Annotated in this window: 13 protein-coding genes and 7 pseudogenes; 8 read left to right on the forward strand and 12 right to left on the reverse strand. The window is 59.5% G+C overall.

The window, feature by feature from the left end; all coding sequences use genetic code 11:
- On the forward strand, window positions 1–607 hold a 607-nt coding region (locus tag CIT25_RS18730; RefSeq protein WP_206072961.1), incomplete at its 5' end, for a KUP/HAK/KT family potassium transporter.
- A gap of 20 nt (window positions 608–627) precedes the next feature.
- Here the strand turns inward: CIT25_RS18730 and CIT25_RS37155 are convergent.
- Together CIT25_RS37155 and CIT25_RS38480 are read right to left on the reverse strand one after the other, a co-directional pair.
- Complete coding sequence (locus CIT25_RS37155) at window positions 628–867, reverse strand: hypothetical protein (protein ID WP_206072962.1); 240 nt, start codon at window positions 865–867, stop codon at window positions 628–630.
- A 1,025-nt stretch (window positions 868–1,892) separates the two neighbouring features.
- A pseudogene (locus CIT25_RS38480) lies at window positions 1,893–2,015 on the reverse strand (aldehyde dehydrogenase family protein); the annotation flags it as partial.
- Window positions 2,016–2,514: 499 nt separating this feature from the next.
- Between CIT25_RS38480 and CIT25_RS18745 the strand changes: the two are divergent.
- Window positions 2,515–2,853 carry a helix-turn-helix transcriptional regulator gene (locus CIT25_RS18745; protein ID WP_063169282.1) on the forward strand — a complete coding sequence of 113 codons (339 nt, stop codon included), beginning with the start codon at window positions 2,515–2,517 and terminating at the stop codon, window positions 2,851–2,853.
- Window positions 2,843–4,159, forward strand: a complete 1,317-nt coding sequence (locus CIT25_RS18750; RefSeq protein ID WP_095486040.1) for a type II toxin-antitoxin system HipA family toxin — start codon at window positions 2,843–2,845, stop codon at window positions 4,157–4,159. The genes CIT25_RS18745 and CIT25_RS18750 overlap by 11 nt, the downstream gene beginning before the upstream one ends.
- 581 nt (window positions 4,160–4,740) lie before the next feature.
- On the opposite strand, the gene CIT25_RS18755 is transcribed toward CIT25_RS18750, so the two are convergent.
- A complete protein-coding gene (locus tag CIT25_RS18755) occupies window positions 4,741–5,013 on the reverse strand; it encodes a hypothetical protein (RefSeq protein WP_095486041.1) in 273 nt (90 codons plus the stop codon).
- Window positions 5,014–5,596: 583 nt separating this feature from the next.
- Here CIT25_RS18755 and CIT25_RS37540 point away from each other — a divergent pair.
- From CIT25_RS37540 to CIT25_RS18770, 3 genes and pseudogenes are all read left to right on the forward strand, one after another.
- A pseudogene (locus CIT25_RS37540) lies at window positions 5,597–6,208 on the forward strand (Mu transposase domain-containing protein); the annotation flags it as partial.
- Window positions 6,141–6,454, forward strand: a pseudogene (locus tag CIT25_RS37545) (ATP-binding protein); the annotation flags it as partial. The pseudogenes CIT25_RS37540 and CIT25_RS37545, both read left to right, overlap by 68 nt.
- A 192-nt stretch (window positions 6,455–6,646) precedes the next feature.
- Window positions 6,647–7,276 carry a hypothetical protein gene (locus tag CIT25_RS18770; RefSeq protein ID WP_095486042.1) on the forward strand — a complete coding sequence of 210 codons (630 nt, stop codon included), beginning with the start codon at window positions 6,647–6,649 and terminating at the stop codon, window positions 7,274–7,276.
- On the opposite strand, the gene CIT25_RS38115 is transcribed toward CIT25_RS18770, so the two are convergent.
- The 4 genes and pseudogenes from CIT25_RS38115 to CIT25_RS18780 all read right to left on the reverse strand — a co-directional run.
- Entirely contained in the window at window positions 7,242–7,370 is a 129-nt protein-coding gene (locus CIT25_RS38115) for a hypothetical protein (RefSeq protein ID WP_135907184.1), read from the reverse strand. The genes CIT25_RS18770 and CIT25_RS38115 overlap by 35 nt on opposite strands.
- A gap of 3 nt (window positions 7,371–7,373) precedes the next feature.
- Window positions 7,374–7,490 (reverse strand): annotated as a pseudogene (locus tag CIT25_RS38485) (hypothetical protein); the annotation flags it as partial.
- A gap of 313 nt (window positions 7,491–7,803) precedes the next feature.
- Window positions 7,804–8,151 carry a hypothetical protein gene (locus CIT25_RS36325; RefSeq protein ID WP_158302591.1) on the reverse strand — a complete coding sequence of 116 codons (348 nt, stop codon included), beginning with the start codon at window positions 8,149–8,151 and terminating at the stop codon, window positions 7,804–7,806.
- 98 nt (window positions 8,152–8,249) lie between these two features.
- Window positions 8,250–8,621: pseudogene (locus CIT25_RS18780) on the reverse strand (transposase); the annotation flags it as partial.
- Between the two features lie 591 nt (window positions 8,622–9,212).
- Between CIT25_RS18780 and CIT25_RS38490 the strand changes: the two are divergent.
- Both CIT25_RS38490 and CIT25_RS18785 read left to right on the forward strand, forming a co-directional pair.
- A pseudogene (locus CIT25_RS38490) lies at window positions 9,213–9,383 on the forward strand (transcriptional regulator domain-containing protein); the annotation flags it as partial.
- A 115-nt stretch (window positions 9,384–9,498) separates the two neighbouring features.
- Window positions 9,499–10,014, forward strand: a complete 516-nt coding sequence (locus CIT25_RS18785) for a DUF2285 domain-containing protein (RefSeq protein ID WP_245329899.1) — start codon at window positions 9,499–9,501, stop codon at window positions 10,012–10,014.
- A gap of 776 nt (window positions 10,015–10,790) precedes the next feature.
- Here CIT25_RS18785 and CIT25_RS18790 read toward each other — a convergent pair.
- The 5 genes and pseudogenes from CIT25_RS18790 to CIT25_RS18815 form a co-directional block, all read right to left on the reverse strand.
- Window positions 10,791–12,266 carry an NAD-dependent succinate-semialdehyde dehydrogenase gene (locus CIT25_RS18790; RefSeq protein WP_095486045.1) on the reverse strand — a complete coding sequence of 492 codons (1,476 nt, stop codon included), beginning with the start codon at window positions 12,264–12,266 and terminating at the stop codon, window positions 10,791–10,793.
- Window positions 12,267–12,681: 415 nt separating this feature from the next.
- Window positions 12,682–13,947 (reverse strand): M16 family metallopeptidase, encoded by a 1,266-nt coding sequence (locus tag CIT25_RS18795; protein ID WP_245329903.1) that lies wholly within the window; start codon window positions 13,945–13,947, stop codon window positions 12,682–12,684.
- 6 nt (window positions 13,948–13,953) lie between these two features.
- A pseudogene (locus CIT25_RS18800) lies at window positions 13,954–15,261 on the reverse strand (M16 family metallopeptidase); the annotation flags it as partial.
- 1,950 nt (window positions 15,262–17,211) lie between these two features.
- Window positions 17,212–18,540, reverse strand: a complete 1,329-nt coding sequence (locus tag CIT25_RS18810) for a sensor histidine kinase (RefSeq protein WP_095486046.1) — start codon at window positions 18,538–18,540, stop codon at window positions 17,212–17,214.
- On the reverse strand, window positions 18,537–19,196 hold the full coding sequence (locus CIT25_RS18815) for a response regulator transcription factor (protein WP_024505389.1): 660 nt from the start codon (window positions 19,194–19,196) through the stop codon (window positions 18,537–18,539). Before CIT25_RS18815 ends, CIT25_RS18810 begins: the two co-directional genes overlap by 4 nt.
- Between the last annotated feature and the right edge of the window lie 138 nt (window positions 19,197–19,334).

The following is a 19,334-nucleotide window of genomic DNA, read 5'->3' on the forward strand; positions in this document are numbered from 1 at the left end:
AGGCGGCTGGGCCTCGCTTGCCATTGCCGCAGTGATCGTGATGACCATGTGGACTTGGATAAGAGGCAGCAGGTATCTATTCGACAAGACGCGCAGGAACCAGATTCCGCTCGATTTCCTTGCGGGCAATCTGTTGAAGAAGAAACCGCAGCTGGTGTCCGGTACGGCCGTGTTCCTGACCAGCGATCCCGCCAGTGCGCCGACCGCGTTGATGCACAGCCTGAAGCACTACAAGGCGCTGCACGAACAGAACGTCATCCTCTCTGTGGTGACGGCGCAGCAGCCCGTGGTGCCCGACAGCGACCGGATCAAGATGGAAACGATCAATGAGCTATTCATGCGCGTGACACTGACCTTCGGCTACATGGAACAGCCTAACATCCCGCGTGCGCTGGCGATCTGCCGCAAGCAGGGTTGGAAGTTCGACATCATGACGACCTCCTTCTTCCTCTCGCGTCGCTCGCTCAAGGCGTCACCCAACTCCGGCATGCCGGTGTGGCAGGACAAGCTGTTCATCGGCTTGGCGCGCACGGCCGCCGACGCGACGGAGTATTTCCAGATCCCGACCGGACGTGTGGTCGAGATCGGAACGCAAGTGGCCGTTTAGGTATGCCCGGTTAAGCAGAATCAATCGGCATTTCGCGAGCCGGTGAATGCCTGACCGGACGGAGGCCACGATGCTTGCGCAAAACTGGGGTCCGGTTCCAGGTCCGAAGCTTCCGGCCCCGAAAGCCGTCCTTTACGCCTGCGATCATTTCCGTTCCGCATTGTCTTGCCGACCCACCAGTCGAGATGCGCTGAAACGACCTCGCCGGCCAGCAACTTATCATTTGAACGTAATCGATGTGCCGCAAGTCCGACCTTCATTCTTCAGTTCACAGGCTAGCGTTGCCAAAATCGGCGTGCCGCCTAACCGGCGCCGCACCGTGACTTGTCAGGATGCTATGCAGGCGCGAGGCAGAAGCTGGCTCGAGGCCGCCGGCCTGGTGCTGGTCCGGCAGCGGCCGGGCTCGGCCAAAGGCTTCATGTTCCTCTGGAGGATGAGACGGGGTGCGGCAAACGTCGTCGTCTGGGTCAAGATCTCTCGAGAAATTCCGGCGCGTGCTTCTTGCTTCGGCCATGCTCGGCGTCCGCGGACGCGTCCGGGGGAAGAGGAGGTGGTGCACCTCTTCACCCACGAGCTGACCGATCTGTCGGCTGGGCTGGCCAGCGTGGGAAACCGCAAGACGCCGTTTCCGTTGCCGCACGGCCGAGGGACGAGGCTCATCACGGCGGATCGGGCATCGATCCGCGCGGCATGCCGAAGGGCGCGACATCGTCGATGCAGTATGACCATATCGACCCTATCAAGTTCAAGACGCGTAACTTCCGGTAGCGCTTCCGGAGGCCACTTCAGCAGCATGTTGTGCACACTTTTGTCGGACCCTGTTAACTGCCGATTGGCAGCAGGTCACCCCGTGCCGGATCCCAAATGTCGTCGCTCTCAAGCGCAACGACTGCCCGCACCTTTTTAAGTCAGCGAGCACCTCCACCGCCGGACGCCGCCACGTTTCCTGAGCCGCGGCGTAACGGGTGTATTTGTGACTGTCCGGCTCAAACCACTTCAACGATTCCAAAGTAGCCATGGCGTCGCCCTTGCGGCTGCGCGTGATGCGAATGATCGTGATCCCATCCTCAGCGCTCGCGTCGAATGGAGACACGCTGCCAACGCTTCATCTGCTCTACCCCATCTTTGTTCCAAGGCGGTCGGATCATCTCAATGAGCCCTGCCTCGGGGTGGCCAAAGCATGCATATTTATCGTTCGGCCCCGCATCGAATTATCATCTGCGATGTGGGACTCGATCTTGGGTTGGCGACGGCTTCGCTCCGGGAGTAGACGTCGGACCACTGATAAGTGCCGGACCTTCTTCACAAATTTCTCGGCGGACTCATCGTGAACGCTCGATTGGACGTAAATGCGGTTCGCGGAAACGCAGGTCTGGCCGGCATTGCGGAACTTCGCCTGGACCGCACCCTTTGTGGAAGGCGCTTAGATCGGAGGGCGTTACGCTAGTCAGGCTCCCTTGGGCGGTCTCGAATACGGATGCGTGCCGTAGATTCCGCGCCGCCAGGCCAGCTCGGCGATCGCATGAGGTTCGCGCTCATTGGCAATGATTTCGGAGAGAAGCTGGGCGCGTATGCGGTCGAAAAGTGCTGGTGTAGCCGGCTGCGGGTCCCGCCACCGAGAATGTCGGCCAGCAGTCGAGCGCCGCGGCCTCGCACCAGGGACCGCCCATGAATGACTCATGCGAGGCGTCTCAAGGCTGTCCGCGATCCAGCGCCAGATCTCCGCCTCGCCCGAGACGCGCAGAGCTGGCCGGTTGTGCAGGAGCCGTAGGCAATATCCGCCTTCCTCGTTCGGATGGGTAACGCTTGCGATACGGAGTCTTGACTTTGGGAGTCGCTCTGTGACATTACCTATATAAAGGTCGAAAGAAGGCGATATGGATCATGCATAGGTCACAGAGACCCGAATGAAGGCAACGTATAAACGCACCTATTCGCGCTACGCGATGGAAGCGCTTGGCCTTTTCGGTAAGACCATCCGGCTTGGCCGGATGCAGCACCGGTTAACCGCACAGGAGTTAGCCGAGAGAATCGGTGTTTCACGCAGCACCCTGCAGCGCATCGAGAAGGGCGATCCCAAAGTCGAAATCGGACTGATGTTCGAAGCTGCTGCCATTGTCGGTGTGAAGCTGTTCGATGCCGACGGCAATGGCATCACAGCCCTCACAGGCCGCATGGACGATCGCATCGCGCTGCTGCCGAAGCACGTCTACAAGGCCGGCAAGCAGATCGTCGATGAGTTCTAAGGTCCCCAAGTACGACGAAGCCTATGTCTGGGTCTGGCTGCCGGGCGAGACCGCGCCGGTTGTCGCCGGGCGGCTATATGCCCATGACGGACTCGTCAGCTTCAACTATGGCAGGAGCTTTCGTGAACTGGGAAGCGCGATCCCGCTTTATCTCCCGGAACTGCCCCTGAAGGCAGGCGAATTGCCTTTGCTTCCTGGCCTAACCATGCCGGGATGCATCCGCGATGCTGCCCCTGATGCCTGGGGACGACGGGTTATCCTAAACCGCAAATTCGGTGTGAAGGGCGATGAAATCGCGCGGCTCGATATTTCAGAACTGACGTTCTTGCTGGAATCAGGCTCGGACCGCATCGGCGCGCTCGATTTTCAGTTTTCGCCCATGCATTACGAGCCGCGCGCACTGGCCAATGCCACTCTCGAAGAGCTTGTCCAATCGGCGGAGCGGGTAGAGAAAGGTATTCCGCTCACCCCCGAATTAGATCAGGCGCTGCATCACGGCAGCTCGATCGGCGGCGCAAGGCCAAAGGCGCTGATCGAGGATGACGCCGTCAAGCATGTCGCGAAATTTTCCTCGTCTGCCGACCTTTACAGCGTCGTCAAAGGAGAATTCATAGCCATGCGGCTTGCCGCCTTGTGCGGCATCAGAGCGGCATCCGTCTCGCTCGTTCGCGCCGCAGGCAACGACGTGTTGCTCGTCGAGCGATTCGACCGGATCAAGGTCACGGGCGGCTGGCAACGCAAATCCATGGTCTCAGCGCTGACGATGCTCGCGCTCGATGAGATGATGGCGCGTTACGCCAGCTACCAGGATTTGGCGGAGATCATTCGCCACCGATTCACCGCGCCGTCGGAAACTCTGCGCGAGTTGTTCAGCCGCATTGTCTTCAACATACTTTGCGGCAACACCGACGATCATGCCCGCAACCATGCGGCATTCTGGGACGGGGCTAAGCTCACCCTCACGCCTGCGTACGATATTTGTCCGCAGGCCCGCAGTGGCCAGGAGGCCAGCCAGGCCATGCTCATCAGCGGCAATAACCGCATGAGCCGGATAGCGTCCTGCCTTGAAGCGGCGCATCACTTCCTGCTCAGCGCGCCGGAAGCTCTTGCGATTGTTGAAGGCCAGCTCCGATGCATTGCGGAGAATTGGCCGCGTGTCAGCGAGGAAGCTACGCTATCCGGCATAGATCGCAATCTGTTCTGGGGCCGACAGTTCCTCAATCCCTACGCTTTTACGGCGCTGGAAGGAAGCGCCGACGTTCTCCGCGCTCTGGCTGACGAACTACGCAACAGTGTTCACGCCTGATCCGGCGCTGGATTTCGGACAAGCTCGGCAAGCGCAAGACGCCACAATATGGACAACCCTTGCCGTGCCAGGACGAAGATTGAACAAACGGCTCTTCAACAGTGACAACGTGCACTGCGGAGAGATGTTGAGCTGACACCGCAAAAGCCCAAGACGCGCGACTTCCCGCGATACAACTCCACATAACTGAGCGTCTACAAGCGGTGCAGCCAGCCAAACATCCAGCCATCAAAGCGATGATCGTCTGATCTTTTGCCGATGACATCACGTCGGGGAAGACTTGTTCGAGCGCTTGCCGCTTCATATCGATACCGGCCTGGGCGTAGCGCATCGTTAGTTCAGCCCGAGTGGCCTGGCCATCGACTGATGGTGGCGATGTCAACACCCGCCTTGACGAGGTGGATGCCGTCGTGTCCCGCAAAGGGCGATGATGGATGCTTTTTTCCCCCAGGGTGGTTCCTTCGCCCGCAGCCATGTGTGCGCAGCAAGTATCGAACCCCGAACCGGGTGAGCAGTGTGGGGCGGTCGTTGCTTTGCTCGGCGGGACAGGGCGATACCAGACGAAGGTCACAATCGAAGATTCAGGATCCCTGAACTCGGGCATCCGTATTGAACATCAGCGAAAACAGAGCGTAATCCCGCTGTCCAGAAGGCGTGCGGCGGTCGATACGCGCCAGGACGCTCTTGATTTCCGGGCTCATCGAGATATTCGACAGGTGCCACCCACGCGCCCTCTTGAAGGGAAGTGTCACCACCAGTTGCAGCGTATCCATATATTCGGGGTGCTCCGAAATCAGGAACCGCGCAAAGGCATGCATCGCCGCCAGCCTTGCATTGCGGGTCGCAACTGCCACGCTCGACCTCAAGTGATGTGAGAAAGCTGCCCATCCTGTCGGTATTGATGTCGGAGACCGCTTCTTTCAAGAATATCTTCCCGCTCTCCCGCGGCATGAGCCCGTGGCATGCTTCGGCCCAATGCTGTGGATTGATGTTTTTTCATGCCACAACCTCGCTGACGAGACCGCCGAAAGCCCCTTCAAAGCGGTCGGTGGCGATCTCTCGCAGCTTTGGAAGGTAGTGCATTGATTTTTCGTGGAATGGGGACCCTGTTTAAAGGGTGATTTTCGTCCAAACGGGACCCTTTAACGATGGGGTCATCAAGATGCCTCCGGCTTGATCGGAGGCATTTGTGTTTTGGATGTTGGTTTTAGAGACGATTGCAAAACGTCGGCTGTCGCTGGTCCAGGGGAAGTCGATCAAGGCGATCTGCCGTGAGCTGAAGATCTCGCGCAAGGTGGTGCGCAAGGTCCTGCGTTCTGAGCAGACGGAGTTCCGCTACGAGCGCAAGCACCAGCCCTATCCCCGCATGGGAGCTCGGCGTGAGACGCGGGACCGGCTGCTGTCGGCGAATGCGGCCAAGCCGCAGCGGGAGCGGCTGCCGGTCGCTTCGACGGCTTCCATTGCATTCCCCCGTCGGTGTCGAAGACCTGCACGGTGCGCTTCGACAACAACAAATACTCGGTGCTGTCGAGTGCCGTCGGTCGGCCCGTCGAGATCCATGCTTATGTCGATCGGATCGCATCCGCCAGAGGATGGCGTGGTCGTGGGAGAACACGTTCGCTCCTTTGGCCGCAACGAGGTCGTCTACGATCCCTGGCACACGGCGCGCGCCGTTCCTTAGCTGGGTCGTGCGGTCGGCAATGGAGAAGGTGCGGCGCAGCTCAAGGCGGTTGATGACGTCGACCGGCAGATGGTGTTGATCCTCACCTGGGTGCTGACCGACGGATTGAGCGCGGTCGAGGCCGCCTGTCAGGAAGCCATCGAGCACGGTGCATCGTCGGCGCCGGTGATCCTCAACATCCTGGCCCGCAGCCGCGATCCGGCGCCGGGCACGATCCTTTCCATTCCCCAAGCGCTGAAGCTAGCTCACGAGCGGTCGCCGACTGCACCCGCTATGACAGTCTCAGGAGGACAAACAGCCATGGAACGCACCGAGGTACTGGAACTGATGGGAGCGCTGAAGCTCTACGGAATGCGCAGAGCCTATGACGAGATCATGGGCGCGTCGCCATCAAGCGACGGCACGAGCCGCCCAGGATTGTCGGTGATCTCTTGCAGGCCGAGATATCGGAGAAGCAGGCCCGCTCCATCAAATACCAGTTCGCTGTCGCCAAGTTGCCGCTGGCCAAGGACATCGACGACTTCGACTTCGCCGACACGCCGGTCACCCCCTGATGCGCGATCTCGCCCGGCCGCGCCTTCGTCGCCGATCAGCGCAACATCGTCCTGGTCGGCCGCCTTCACGGGTCACCCAACTCGCGCGGAAGGTCGACCGCATTGCGACGGGCGCGTGTCGACTTCCCAACAATGTCAGACAGGAGACGCAACGCTATCGGAGCGATCGCATTGCCCGAAACGATTTTCCCAGTTGGCACGACAATTGCGGTCCTATGCGCAAAAGCAAACTAGACCTGAGAGCCGCACCGCATGAATGTAGCCTCCCAATATCTGCCGCTTGTGGCGCATCACGAAGCCGGGCACGCGGTGGCCGCCATCGTTTTGCACCGTCAGACGTTCGACGACGACCGTGAACTCCCTGCTTTCTCAAGTGTTAGTATTTACCCCGACGTCGGTGACGGAGAGTGCGGTGGTGTTGTCGAAGGCGCGGGTTTTTATTCAGCGCAAGGATTCACCTCGAAGCGAAAGCCGATTTTCGAGGACGATATGGATCGATGTTTGGAACGCGATGATGCGATCCGGGAGATAGTTGCGTGTCTGGCAGGTCCTTTTGCAGAATCCGCATTCGAAGGCTATCTGGACCCGCGCGATATGGCGATGAATGCGTCCGATGGGAATGAGGGGAGCAGCGACTACGCGGATGCCAAGCGAATCTATGGTGAGTTGCGGTTCCTGATGCCGCGCCGCCCCGATTGGGGGCGGATCGAAGATTGCACGGCCCGGCTAGTACTCGATCACTGGTCGGCCATCGAAGCATTGGCCGCGCATTTGCTGGTCAAGCATGATCTCCAATTCGATGAGGCTCTGACGATTGTTGCGCCGCATCTTCCGCCCATGCCAGCAGCTACGCCGCCAGAGCGTCATCCGCAGCCTGCTTGATCAGCCATTCGATGTGATTTGACCACATCTGCAACACCTCGCGCTTCTCCTTGACGTTGCTATAGAGATTGTAGATTTCGCCAATGTCTGTCAAGGACGCCCCCTTGTGATTCAGTATGTGCTCGATGACGTGTGGCAATACCTGCCGCCTGCCGAGATTTGTCGCGAGCGTCCTGCGCAGATCGTGAAGGGTCCAGTTCTCCAAAGCCACCCCGTCAGTATTGACCTTGCCGTCTAGAGCCTTCTTGCCCTTCGCGTAGCCTGAGAAGTGGCTTCTTTCGTTGCCCCTCGCAGGGAAAAAAACGTGTCATTGGTCTTCGGTACCGTCTGGGGGACCGACACCGCCAGTGTGGACAGCGGAATAAGCGTAGGCTCTTCGTTCTTCGTGCGGTCACCCGATAGTTCCATGTTCCGGCTTCAAGGTTGAGGACCAACGCATCGCGGCAACTTCCGTACGCCTCTGTCCGGTCAGAATGAGCAGCTTGACGATGGAGCCGAACGAATAGCCGATATCGCCCGGTTCGGGCTCACAGCCCGTTCATATAGCCGCCAGTTCGGCATCGTTCACCACTCGCTTGCGCTTGACGATCGGGGCCGGATCCGGATTTTCCAATCCCTCGCGGGGAAACCGCGGATGAGCCGTTGCGGCGGTTTGCGACACCAGTTGAAAATGCCCGCATACACCAGAAGGCCGTGTTAGCCGCTTGCGGGTGACCCCCGGCGACGATCTTCTTGGTGATGTTAGCAATGTCGGTGTCGATCACATGGTGGATAGAGCGACTCCCGAGGGCAGGCACAAGATACCGGTTCAGGCTGGCCTCGACCAGTGCGGTGTTTTGAGGGTCGTTACTCGGCGGCCTGGAGGTGACCGCCATCGCCGTCCTCGGTATCGTCAGCGCTGATATGCGCCTGATCGGCAAGGAAGGCTGGCAGTTCCGATGGAGCTATGCTGGAATTTGGGTGACGAGGCTGATCAAGCGGCGCTCTGCGGCTTCGTTTCGATGACCTGGATTCCGTCCAGGAACCTGGCACCTGCGATGAGTTTCGGCAACTGATTTTGTCCTTTCAATCGTCGCCACTTCCTGGCCGCGGCCAACAGCTTGAAGACCATCAGCTGGGCGGTTTTCGAGGATAGCGAGCCCTTGGTACGCACCGTGCGATAGCGAACGGTTGCAAAGACGCTTTCGATGGGATTGGACGTTCGCAGATGATCCCAGTGTTGGGCGGGGAAATCGTAGAGCGCCAGCGACGCAATATGATCTTTCGTCAGGCAGTCGACCGCCTTGGCATACGCCTCGGCCTCCATCTCGATCGCATGCGCAAGCAATTTGCGCGCGCCGCTGCGAAGTACATCCGTCAGGGTATCATCGATTTCGTCGGGCTGACGAAGGCGAACAATGTGTTGATAGTCTCGTTCATGGCGTATCACTCTCCTTGAGAGGTACTGGCAGGCTTCATCACCCGCCTCGATACGCCGCTCTCCTCAAGCCGCCATCATCCAGTTTCCGCCATGGCTCCCCCTGATTGATCCGCTTCACCTGTGCAACTGCACAGGCTGCCCTAGCGGGGAGATTGGCCTCCAATGGCGAAAACTTGCCGCAGGAGACCCTCCGATGACCGTGCCTATGGCGCCGCCGCTACGACAACTTGCCGACAAGCAGCGTGCGATCCACTGCCGCGCTACTGCGCCTTCAAGGGACGTCTGGATCGCGACGCAGGAGCCGATGACCGTTACGGAATCAATTCCAGGTCGCGCTGGCCGTCGCTGTGCCCGTTCGACGGTCTGGTGGCAATTTGGGCACATCTTCTGTCGCCGACAGTGGCGATGGCTGACGCTTCAACGAAACGGGGTCTTCGACGTCTGCTGCCTTCGCCGATGCTTTGCGAAGTGGCATAATGTTTCGACGCACGCAGGCGCGGGCAGGGGATGTCAGTCATGAATCTCCTGACTGGCGCGGATCAGGCCGATTGGCGGGATGAAAGATCATACGACTACACCGCTGGCCTGACGCTGCGGGAGTGGGCTTGGGAGTTCTTACGCCGCAATCCAGCGTTCCAGCGCGATCTGACCGCTGCGCGCCAGCATTGCAAGACTTGGTCTCTCCAATCCTTTCTCGATATGGTCGCGTCGGCCGGCGACCTGTCACGCTGGGGTGTTCTGTTTCGCGGAGTCTTGTGGCCGCGCTTCGGTCGTATTCTGGTGTCCGCTCTGGTGCGTCCATGTGCTGCCGGTCATTGCGGAACGGTTGCCTGCCTCGTCGCCGACACCGCCGTTCGAACTCTCGGCATTGCCCTGTCGTGCAACCGTCCTGCTGGCGCCCGACAAGAGCCAGCATGTTCTTCTTCGCAATGCGGACCACGCGCTGCAGCTTGCCGTCTCGGGCGCGAATATCCTCCACCCTGTTTGCCTGCATACGCAAGCCATCTGGCCCGCGGTGCTTTTAAAGCATCGACTGAGGGGACTGGAGTGCCTCAATGCTCTCAGTCTAGGGCAACAGTTGCCCCCCCGCTTGTTTGCGCCGGAAAAGCGCGGCGTCCGTTTGTCCTTCGTTCTTCGTGCGCTCGACGGTTCGCTCGCCGGAGCACCTCATCGCGAGCTCGCCGAAGTTCTCATCGGTCAACGGCGCGTCCATGCCGACTGGGCGGATCCTCGCGATCATCTGCGCGACCGCATCCGTCGGGCCGTCTCGCGTGGCCGCGCGCTCATGAATGGTGGCTACAGAGATTTCCTAATTTGAAAAGCGACAGTCCGCGCTGTGCGTCGGTGGATGAACGTTCGCTCGCAGCTGTACCCGTCACCAACAGTTCGCCCGCCGACAGGACTGAATGGCGCCTTGCAAGTGCGCTCTGGTCTAGCTTGTCGATGCCGAAATGAGATGGGCGAGGGTGGTTCATTATAGGGCCGGCCTCGACCTGGACGCACATCATTGGTCGGAAAGCGGCGTGCACCGCAATGTCGCCATAGCAGCCAAGATCCTTTGAGTCCGGACCTGCAGTCCTGTTGGACCGGCGGGTGCAACAATATGGAGGGATTTGAGGCCTCACACCGTTCCCTGGTCGACAGCTCGGTCAGACATAGCACCCACCGCTTGATTATGGAAATGGTGTGCCTGGAGTGCAGCGAGTAGCGGCTTGCTGCGCACTGTCCTAAGAATAGCAGTCATGACCCGTCTGGGGGTCTGCAACACGACGATTCAACCGCTTGGGCATTGTCGCATATCCCACAATGTAGAATGCGCAACAGGGCAAAAGCTGATCCATCGGCGGTTTATCAATGCTTTTTGGCTTGGCACGGCACATGCAACGCAATCGGCAAAAGGCGCACGAACTGAGTGGCCCATCGGCCCTAGGAGCGCTGACTTATGCCCTCCCAAGGCATGTCCGGCCCGGCAGCGAGCTCAGTCTCCTGCCGGGCATCCGTGTTTCAGGTCAACGGCGTTTGGAACTTCCAATTAGGTGGCGGCATTGACCGCAGGCCGCCCCCCGGTGGGGCGGAGAGACAGTGCAGCAGGTTTCAAATCCCGCCCATGCAAAGATATTTCATTTCCAGATAGTCCTCGAGGCCATGACGGGAACCCTCCCGCCCGATGCCGGATTGTTTGATCCCGCCAAACGGTGCCGCCTCCGAGGACATGCGTCCCGTGTTGATGCCAACCATGCCATATTCCAGAGCCTCTGCCACACGCCAGACCCGCTTCAGGTTTGAGGCATAGAAGTATGCGGCGAGGCCGTAGATCGTGTCATTGGCCTCGCGCACGACCTGATCCGCATCGTTGAAGCGAATGATCGGCGCGAGCGGCCCGAATGTCTCCTCTTGCGCGACTGCCATGACGCTGGAAATCTCGGTGAGGACCGTGGGTTCGAAAAACGTGCCATTCTTGCCGATACGCTGGCCCCCGCATCGTATTGTGCCGCCTTTCGCAATGGCATCTGCGATGTGAGACTCGATCTTGGCCAGAGCATGCTTGTCGATGAGCGGTCCGATGTCCACTCCGGCATCGAATCCGTCGCCAACCGACAAGTGCCGGATTCTTTCCACGAATTTCTTGACGAACTCATCGTGAACGCTCGATTGGACGTAAATGCGGTTCGCGGAAACGCAGGTCTGGCCGGCATTGCGGAACTTCGCCTGGACCGCACCGTCAACAGCACCGTCAATGTCGGCATCATCGAAGATGATGAAAGGTGCATTGCCGCCGAGTTCAAGGCTGACCTTCTTGATCTGGTCAGAGCACTGACGCATCAGCAGCCGTCCGACCTCGGTCGAACCGGTGAAGCTGATCTTTCGAATCTTGGAATTGGTGCAGAGTTCACGGCCCACGCGATCACCTTCGGACGCATAGATCAGGTTGACCACGCCATCGGGAAAGCCGGCCTGATGGGCGAGGGCGAACATTGCGCCAGCCACGAGCGGCGTCTGTTCAGCGGGCTTGAGCACGATTGTGCAGCCCGCAGCCAAGGCCGGCGAGATTTTGCGCGCCACCATGGAGGCCGGGAAATTCCATGGCGTGATCGTGCCAACAACGCCGATGGGCTGCTTGATCACTAGCATTCGGCGGTCTGTCGAGGGTGCCGAGATCGTCTCGCCATAGACGCGATTGGCCTCCTCGGCATACCATTGCAGATACGCCGCCGCATGCGATACCTCTGAAATGGCTTCGGCAAGCGGCTTGCCCATTTCCGCAGTCAGAATCGCGGCGAGATCGCCTGCATGGTCGATGATCAGCTGATGCCATCGCCAAAGAACGTCGCTACGTTCTCGGGCCGTCAACGCGGCCCATCCCGACTGCGCAACATAGGCCTTGTCTACCGCAGCACGTGTCTCCTCCACGCCCATATCGGGAAGCTCTGCCAAAACTTCGCCGGTCGACGGATTGACGACCTCGAACGTCTTATTGCCAACTGGTCTGCCGAGTGCCGGCAGGCGGTCGATGGCTCCAAACAGGTGCGGGGATTTCAGACGGCGGATCATCGGCAGGCACAGGGGCAATACCGGATTCCTCCTCAACGCAGCGAACATCCAGGTCGACAGGCCGTCAGTGTGTATTCTGCACCAGTGGGTTCGTCGTAGGGCCTCGGCAAAGCAGCTGGTAGACCACGCTAGCCCGATGAAAAGACAGCAGTTTCGTTAGTTTGAGTGCCCGCGGTTCGTCAATTGATGGATTAAGCAGTCGGATGTTTGCTTCATCCACCATGCCTGCTGGTGGCATGCGACGGAATTCTGCAAAAAGGCGGCATACATGCTGAGGAGCGCCATTTCGGCGAGAGGCCGCCGGACCGCCAATGCCGCGCAAGGTCGGCGAAAACGACTCCGCGCGTCTGCATGATCTGCTTGGCCCACGGGCCTCCACATTCGCTCTTCCCACGAGAAGCCCCGATGAAGAAGGAAGGTGAGATGAGTTTCTTTACTCATCCTTGCCGCCCAGCGGCGGGCCGACCACCAAAATGGCGGGCTCGGCCGAAAGCAGCTTTTTGGCCGCCGCCTTGACCTGTTTGAGCGTCACCCGACCGATGCTGCGGGCGCGACGCTGGTTGTAGTCGACGTCGGCCTTGTGAATCTGCAAATCCAGGAGCCGGTCTGCAATCGAGCGGGTCGAGCCCAGTTGGTCGATGGCATAGGCGCCGATCAGGTGCTTCTTCGACGCCTTGAGCTCGGCCCCGGTCGGTCCTTGCTGCGCCATCTGCTTTACCACATCTCGCACGATGCTCAGTGTTTGGGCAGCGCAGTCCGAGCGTGTCTCTGTCGTAACCAGAAGCGAGTCAAGGGTTAGTTCAGAGCTGACGTGATAGGCAAGGCCGCGTTTTTGACGTACCTCCTCGTAAAGGCGGGAAGTCAAGTATGAGCCGCCAAGGATGTCGTTCAGCAGCACGGCCGCGTAGAAATCCGGCGCGCTAGGCTTCACGCCAGGCCAGGCCAACGTCAGCGAAGTCTGCGGCAGGTCGTAGTTCTCCTCCACCAGTTGACCGAGTTTCGGCGCGACATCGTAGACGGGGACGAGGGTTTGTTGCTCAGGCAAATCACCAAACAGCTGGTCAAGCCTTTCCCTCAACGTGTTCGCGTCAATGTCACCCACCACGGCAATATGGAGCCCGTCGCGAGCGAAAATGGCCTGGTGGAAGGCGCGGAGGTCGGACGGCGTGATGCCGGGCAGGCTCTCTTTTGTGCCTTCTCCCAGCCTTGAACAAGGATGCGCGCCATAGATCGCGCGCAGCCATTTGCGCTGAGCGATGGCGTTAGGGTCTCGCTCGCTGCCGACGATGCGGGAGACAATCTCGGCGCGGACGCGATCGATCGGCCCCTGGTCGAAGCGCGGCGCGTTCAGCGCGAGCCGAAGCAGGCCGAACGCCGCGTCCTGCTTTTTGGAAAGCATGCACACCGATCCGTAGATGTCGTCGCTTTGCGCGTCCAAACTCATTTCGGCGCCGGCATGGTCGAGCTTCACCTGGAAGGCATCGCTGTCGTAATGGCCAGCGCCTTCGATGAACAGGCCGGCCATCAGTTTGGCCATCCCCTCCTTCCCGACCGGGTCCTGCTTGGTGCCGCCCTTGAAGGCAAAGCCGATGTTGACGATTTCCACTGTGTGGTCCTCCACCAGCCAGGCGATGATGCCCTTTTCGGACTTCACCTCCTGGATGTTCATCGCAGCATGGGGCCGAGCGCCGAGCGTCATCTCTTGATTCTGCGTCTTGGGCAAGAGATAGCCCGTGGTCGAACGGTCGAACGCGAGATAGCGGGCGGCAACTGCTTTGATTTGCTCGGGGGTAACCTTGCGGATGCGATTCGGCCGTTCCTCGACATCCTTCACGGTACCGCCGGTGGCCAGCGTCGAGCCGTAGATGCTGGCGAGCCAGTCCAGGTTGTCTTCCGCAAAGATCATATTGCGCAAATAGTGGTCCTTGGCCTTGCCTAGTTCCTCGTTGCTGACACCATCCTCGGCAATGCGGGCGACTTCGGCAGCGGCCGCCGCTTCGAGATCAGCCAGCTTGGCATCGCCGCGCGGTGCGCCATAGATGGCGAACTTGGTGTCGTCGAGCATAGTGCCCTGGAAATAGACGCGGGCGCTGGAAGCGATACCTTGCTGGACAGCGAGCGCCTGGTAGAGCCGGCCGCGGTTACCGCCGCCGAGAATTTCGGCCAGCAGGTCGAGCGCTTCGGCCTCGCCCGGCTTGGCGGTGTGGTAGGACGGCACCACCCACTGCGTCGAAAAACTGGGCACGCTGACGCGGGCGTCTGAGAGCGTGACGGTGCGCCTGGTGTTCTGCTCGGGCTCAACCGGCCGGATGCGCGGCGGCAGGTCAGGTCCACGCGCCACCTTGCCATAGGTCTTTTCGGCCAGCGCCCGCACCGTGTCCGGTTCGACATCGCCGGCCACGATCAGCACGGAGTTGTTGGGCCAATAGTACTTTTCATAGAAGGCGGTGGCGTCGACGCGGTTCAGCTGCTCGATCTCCTGCATCCAGCCGATGATCGGGATGCGATAGGGCTGGTTCTGCCACAGCGTCGCGTCGATCTCCTCATGGAGCACGTCCTGCGGGTTGGTGTCGGTGCTTGAGCGGCGCTCCTCGATGACCACGTCGCGCTCGGTCTTGACGACATCGTCGGTCAGGATGAGGTTTCGCATTCGGTCGGCCTCGAAGCTCATCATCAGCTCGAGCGCCGACGGCGCCACTGTCTGATAGAAGGCGGTGTAGTCGGAGGAGGTGAAGGCATTTTGCGAGCCGCCGATCTCGAACACTGCGCGGTCGAATTCGCCGGCCGCATGGTTGGTCGTCGCCTTGAACATCAGATGCTCGAAAAAATGGGCAATGCCGGATTTGCCCGGCGGCTCGTCGGCGCTGCCGATCTTGTACCACACCATGTGGGTGACGATCGGCGCCCGGTGGTTGGGAATGACGACCACCTCCATGCCGTTGTCGAGCACGAAATCCCTCGCCTTGCCGTCCTCCCATGCGACGGGGATCGGAGCCGTCCCCGCGCCGACCAACTCGGACGCAACGGACGTCCTGCGAAGCCCATGAGTGCGGGGCTTGCTTGGTAGTTCTGATAGGGAGAGTGGGGTTATGGGCTGCGTTCCTGGCAAAGTGATCTGTTCCTCATTTTGAAGGATCTATGTCTCCCGAACGCCTATTGGGAGAAAGTGGATCGGCACGCGACGCCGAGCCACATGAGCCGTCAGCGTGTTGCTGGGCCTGACGCGAGCCTCATCTTTGGATGCGTCCGGGAAACTTTCGGCATGGTGAGGCCATGGGAAGTCTGCTCGTTATCCATTGGGTGTTTGCGGATACCTGAGCATGCCCCGTGCCAAGTAAGAAAGCCCCGATTCGCAAGGTTTGATCCAACCTTGATACTTGCGATATCCGACATTGTCGGGCATCCGACAGAAAGCGCCTTTCGCCGGCGCGCCGGCTATGACGCTCGCCTCCTCCGGCGTGACGACGATCCTTTGGCGGGCGCCGCGCACACCGATCTGCCCGCCTATCAGCACCGCGACATCGAAGGACAGCGCGATCGTGACTGGATGGGTCTTACGCAAACATGCAGCAGTGCCACCGCGATCAGGACTTCATCCGCCCCACAAAGACCCGAGCGCGAGGGACGACGTGTAAGGCAACATGTCATCCTCGATAATGATGCCGCGCATAAAGAGGTAAGGTCCCTCGTCGTACCGGCGAGCCCCTTCGCTGGGTCTCGCGAGGGTCTGGTTTGCGAACGTCGACCGACAGCATCACGGCATGGGCGGCCCCATCGGTAGGCAAGCATTGACCGTGCCATCAGCGTTGAGGCAGCGCAGAGCCCAATTTCCCGGTGCCAGCCGGTACGTTGGAGCTTCAACTGTGGCCAGCCAAGCGGGCCGAGGCCGTGAAACTCCTGATACCCTGGACCGTCCGGATTGCAACGCACGACGCCTCGGTCTCGCGCCAACGTCCATTGACGCTCAGCGAAGCATCATGCGGACGAGCTGGGAAAGCTTGGCCGGGCCGGCGCCTTCCCAGGCGCATGGGACGCGCGACGACCCATGTGGACCTTGGATTTCACTACGCACTTACGCTGCTTTGGCCTTGTCAGCAGCCTGAGCATAAAGCGTGCTCAGCTTTCAGGGCGAGCCTCTTTCATGTTGATAGCATCTGTCGTCATTCAGGATCGCCCCATTTTCGCATGCCGCTTGCAGCTTTCAGACTGTTGTCAGCCAGGGCCGCCATAAAGGGTCTCGTTTAACGCATTCGGGAGGCTTCATGACTCGACCACATTAATTTCGGGCGGTTCGCCGGCGCTCCGAATGGCACTTAACACCAGATCCTCTCCAAACCCGTGATGATCCAAGAGGAAAACGAAAAATCCCTAAATCAGAAAAAAGCACCGATACGGTCGGCTCCAGGCTGATGAAATTGCGGTCTCACTGGCCACGCACGATACTTGCGATGGCGATGGCCATTGCAAAGGCCGGTCAAGCACCCAAGACGCTGACAAGCACGCCTCCGACCAAAGCTCGATCGTTGGCAGCCTTTCTAGCCGTATACTTGGGGCATTTTGGGACGGCGATCCGGACGCCGATTAAAACCTGCCGGTCGTCTAAATGGAATGGTTGGTCCGGGTCCTTACTGGACCTGCGCCAACCCGATCGGGCCGGCGCACAGGGGCACCCAGACAATTGGACACGTCGCCTTTGCGCGGCGGCTTGCACTTTCTCGGATGGCCTTTTTTCTCCCCGGGCGAAATCGAGCGAGCGGTGAGGCGGAGCCTTCGATTTTGCCGATCATGTCGTGTCGCTTCGATCGAACTGCTCAGACGATGATAGCGGCATTGATTGCCGCGGCCGAAATGCGTTGTGTGAAGTACGATTTCTACGCCGTATACATACTGCCGTACAGTTCGCCCTGTCAGCAGCCTTGCCAGCAATCCGCCCTGTGTCCAACTGTCGTCGAATTCACCGGTGTCATTGAGGAATTCGTATGATCGCCTCGAAACCATCATTGCGACCGCGGGCGGGCGACGCAAGCTCTAGACTGCCACCGATCCGCTGGATAACCATGTTAGCGATATGTAGACCAAGGCCTGAGCCCGCAGCAGGAGTAGCACCACGACTAAATCGCTTTGTAAGCCCTTCGAGGTCGGGGAGGGGCACCACCGGTCCGGCGTTTGCAATAGCGATGGTTCCATCAGTTTGGACGGAAACTGTTGTCGGAACAGTGGGCAGTCCATGTATCAGCGCATTCTCGATCAGGTTACGAAGGAGGATCCCAAACGCATCGACATCCACTTTGCGCATCAAAGTGGTGCAGCCGTCGACGTTAAGATGCAGGCGTCCGGCATATTGCGGCTTTTTCCTCAGGTCGTCGATTTCCAGCCGAACCGATCGGACAAGATCGATCGCGTGATCCGCCATGCCAACCCCCGATTCGGCTTGAGCGAGCTGAAGCACTTTTTCGACAAGGCGGCCAAGGCTCGACAGCGCTTGCTCGATGCCGCGCGCACGCATTTTGGCCGACCCATTGGGAAGCTCGGCCACTAATCTCTGCATCTGAGCGATTGAACCTGCGATCGGCGTGCGCAGTTCATGCGCACTGTTTGCGGCGAACTCGCGTTCGGCCTCGAGAGCCGCCCGCAGACGATCGAGAAGCCGATTGACGGATGCCGCGATTGGAGCCAACTCTGCCGGGAAATCGCCCAAGTCCATTGGTGACAGATTGCCGCCGTCGCGCGATCCGATCTGCTGTCGCAGTACCTCGATTGGCCGCAGCGAGCGCCGGATCACGATCCACCAAACAGCTAAGCTAAAGGGCAGGAGCACGAGTGTCGGAAGGAAGACAAAAAGTGCGCCCTTCGCGATTGTGGTACGGCGGCCATCAAGCGGTTCGGCCAACTGATGATACACGCCGTCTTGGATCTCCTCTGTGTAGACGCGGTAATCAGCGTTTCCCCAAAAGCCGTTACTCAGGGGAGCATCAGGGAAGGGCTGCTGACCCTCTTCCGGTTCAGAAATAAGCACTACCCCGTACTTATTAATAACCTGCTCACGATAGGTCCAGTACTTTTTATAAGTTGGCAAGTGGTTATTGTATTGATCAACGTGTTTTCCATTCAAGACCTTGATCAGCTCTGGTTGTCTGTACTTTGCGTTCGCCTGGAGCAAGTCATCCGAACTTTCGTTTACATTATTGCAAAAAATGAACGCAGCAATGGTTGGGGCGGCGATCCAAACCAGGAGCGTTGCCCCGCCTAACCACGATATCAGCTTTCTCGTCATGCTGTTCGAGTTCGTCATGTGACCACGAGCCTGTATCCGGAGCCACGCACGGTTGCTATTCTATCCCCGCCGATCTTCTTGCGGAGCCGGCTGACATAAACCTCCACTGTGTTGCTCTCGAACTCCGAATTGAATGAATAAAGCGCGTGCTCGATCCTCCCCTTTGAAACGACCGAACCGGGCCGGCGTAGAAGGCAGTCGAGCACCGCCCATTCGCGTCCAGACAGGTGGACCTCCTGCCCGTCGCGGAAGAGGCGTCGCTCGGCTGCCTGTATGGAAAGCGTCCCAACCGAAAATTGCGGCTCCGGAAAATGCCCTTGGCGACGTGCCACTGCACGGATGCGTGCCGAGAGTTCCCCCAGATCGAACGGCTTGACCAAATAGTCGTCGGCGCCAGCGTTGAGCCCCTCGATGCGATGCGAAATCCGATCGCGGGCTGTCAGAATGATGACCGGCGTTGTATCAAGCCCCTTGATCAGCTCCCGCAGATAGTCGATGCCATTGCCGTCCGGCAGGTGAACGTCGAGCAAAATAACGTCGTAGCCGGCCACAGCTGCATGACCGCGCGCTCCGGACAGGCCCTCGGCCCAGTCGACCGCGTGGCCACCAGCCACCAAATGATCGTGCACAGCACTTCTAAGGTCGTCGTCGTCTTCAATGAGCAGTATTCGCATCAGGCTGCCGAGCTCCGGTATGAGGGCAAGGCTCCTGCCTTATTGATCGAAGCTGACAGTAGGCTGAACCGGCGCCAGCGAATATCTGGGGGCTTCAGGCTGCTGTCAGCTACAATTGCAAGAAAGGGGTCGTTAACA

Source organism: Mesorhizobium mediterraneum, from assembly GCF_002284565.1.
Taxonomy (GTDB): Bacteria; Pseudomonadota; Alphaproteobacteria; order Rhizobiales; family Rhizobiaceae; genus Mesorhizobium; species Mesorhizobium mediterraneum.

Coding starts and splice junctions, on each gene's coding strand:
- CIT25_RS36325 (WP_158302591.1), bottom strand. CDS start 8,151: ATGGCGGTCACCTCCAGGCCGCCGAGTAACGACCCTCAAAACACCGCA.
- CIT25_RS37155 (WP_206072962.1), bottom strand. CDS start 867: ATGAAGGTCGGACTTGCGGCACATCGATTACGTTCAAATGATAAGTTG.
- CIT25_RS18810 (WP_095486046.1), bottom strand. CDS start 18,540: ATGACGAACTCGAACAGCATGACGAGAAAGCTGATATCGTGGTTAGGC.
- CIT25_RS18745 (WP_063169282.1), top strand. CDS start 2,515: ATGAAGGCAACGTATAAACGCACCTATTCGCGCTACGCGATGGAAGCG.
- CIT25_RS18750 (WP_095486040.1), top strand. CDS start 2,843: ATGAGTTCTAAGGTCCCCAAGTACGACGAAGCCTATGTCTGGGTCTGG.
- CIT25_RS18815 (WP_024505389.1), bottom strand. CDS start 19,196: ATGCGAATACTGCTCATTGAAGACGACGACGACCTTAGAAGTGCTGTG.
- CIT25_RS18795 (WP_245329903.1), bottom strand. CDS start 13,947: ATGACGCTCGGCGCTCGGCCCCATGCTGCGATGAACATCCAGGAGGTG.
- CIT25_RS18770 (WP_095486042.1), top strand. CDS start 6,647: ATGAATGTAGCCTCCCAATATCTGCCGCTTGTGGCGCATCACGAAGCC.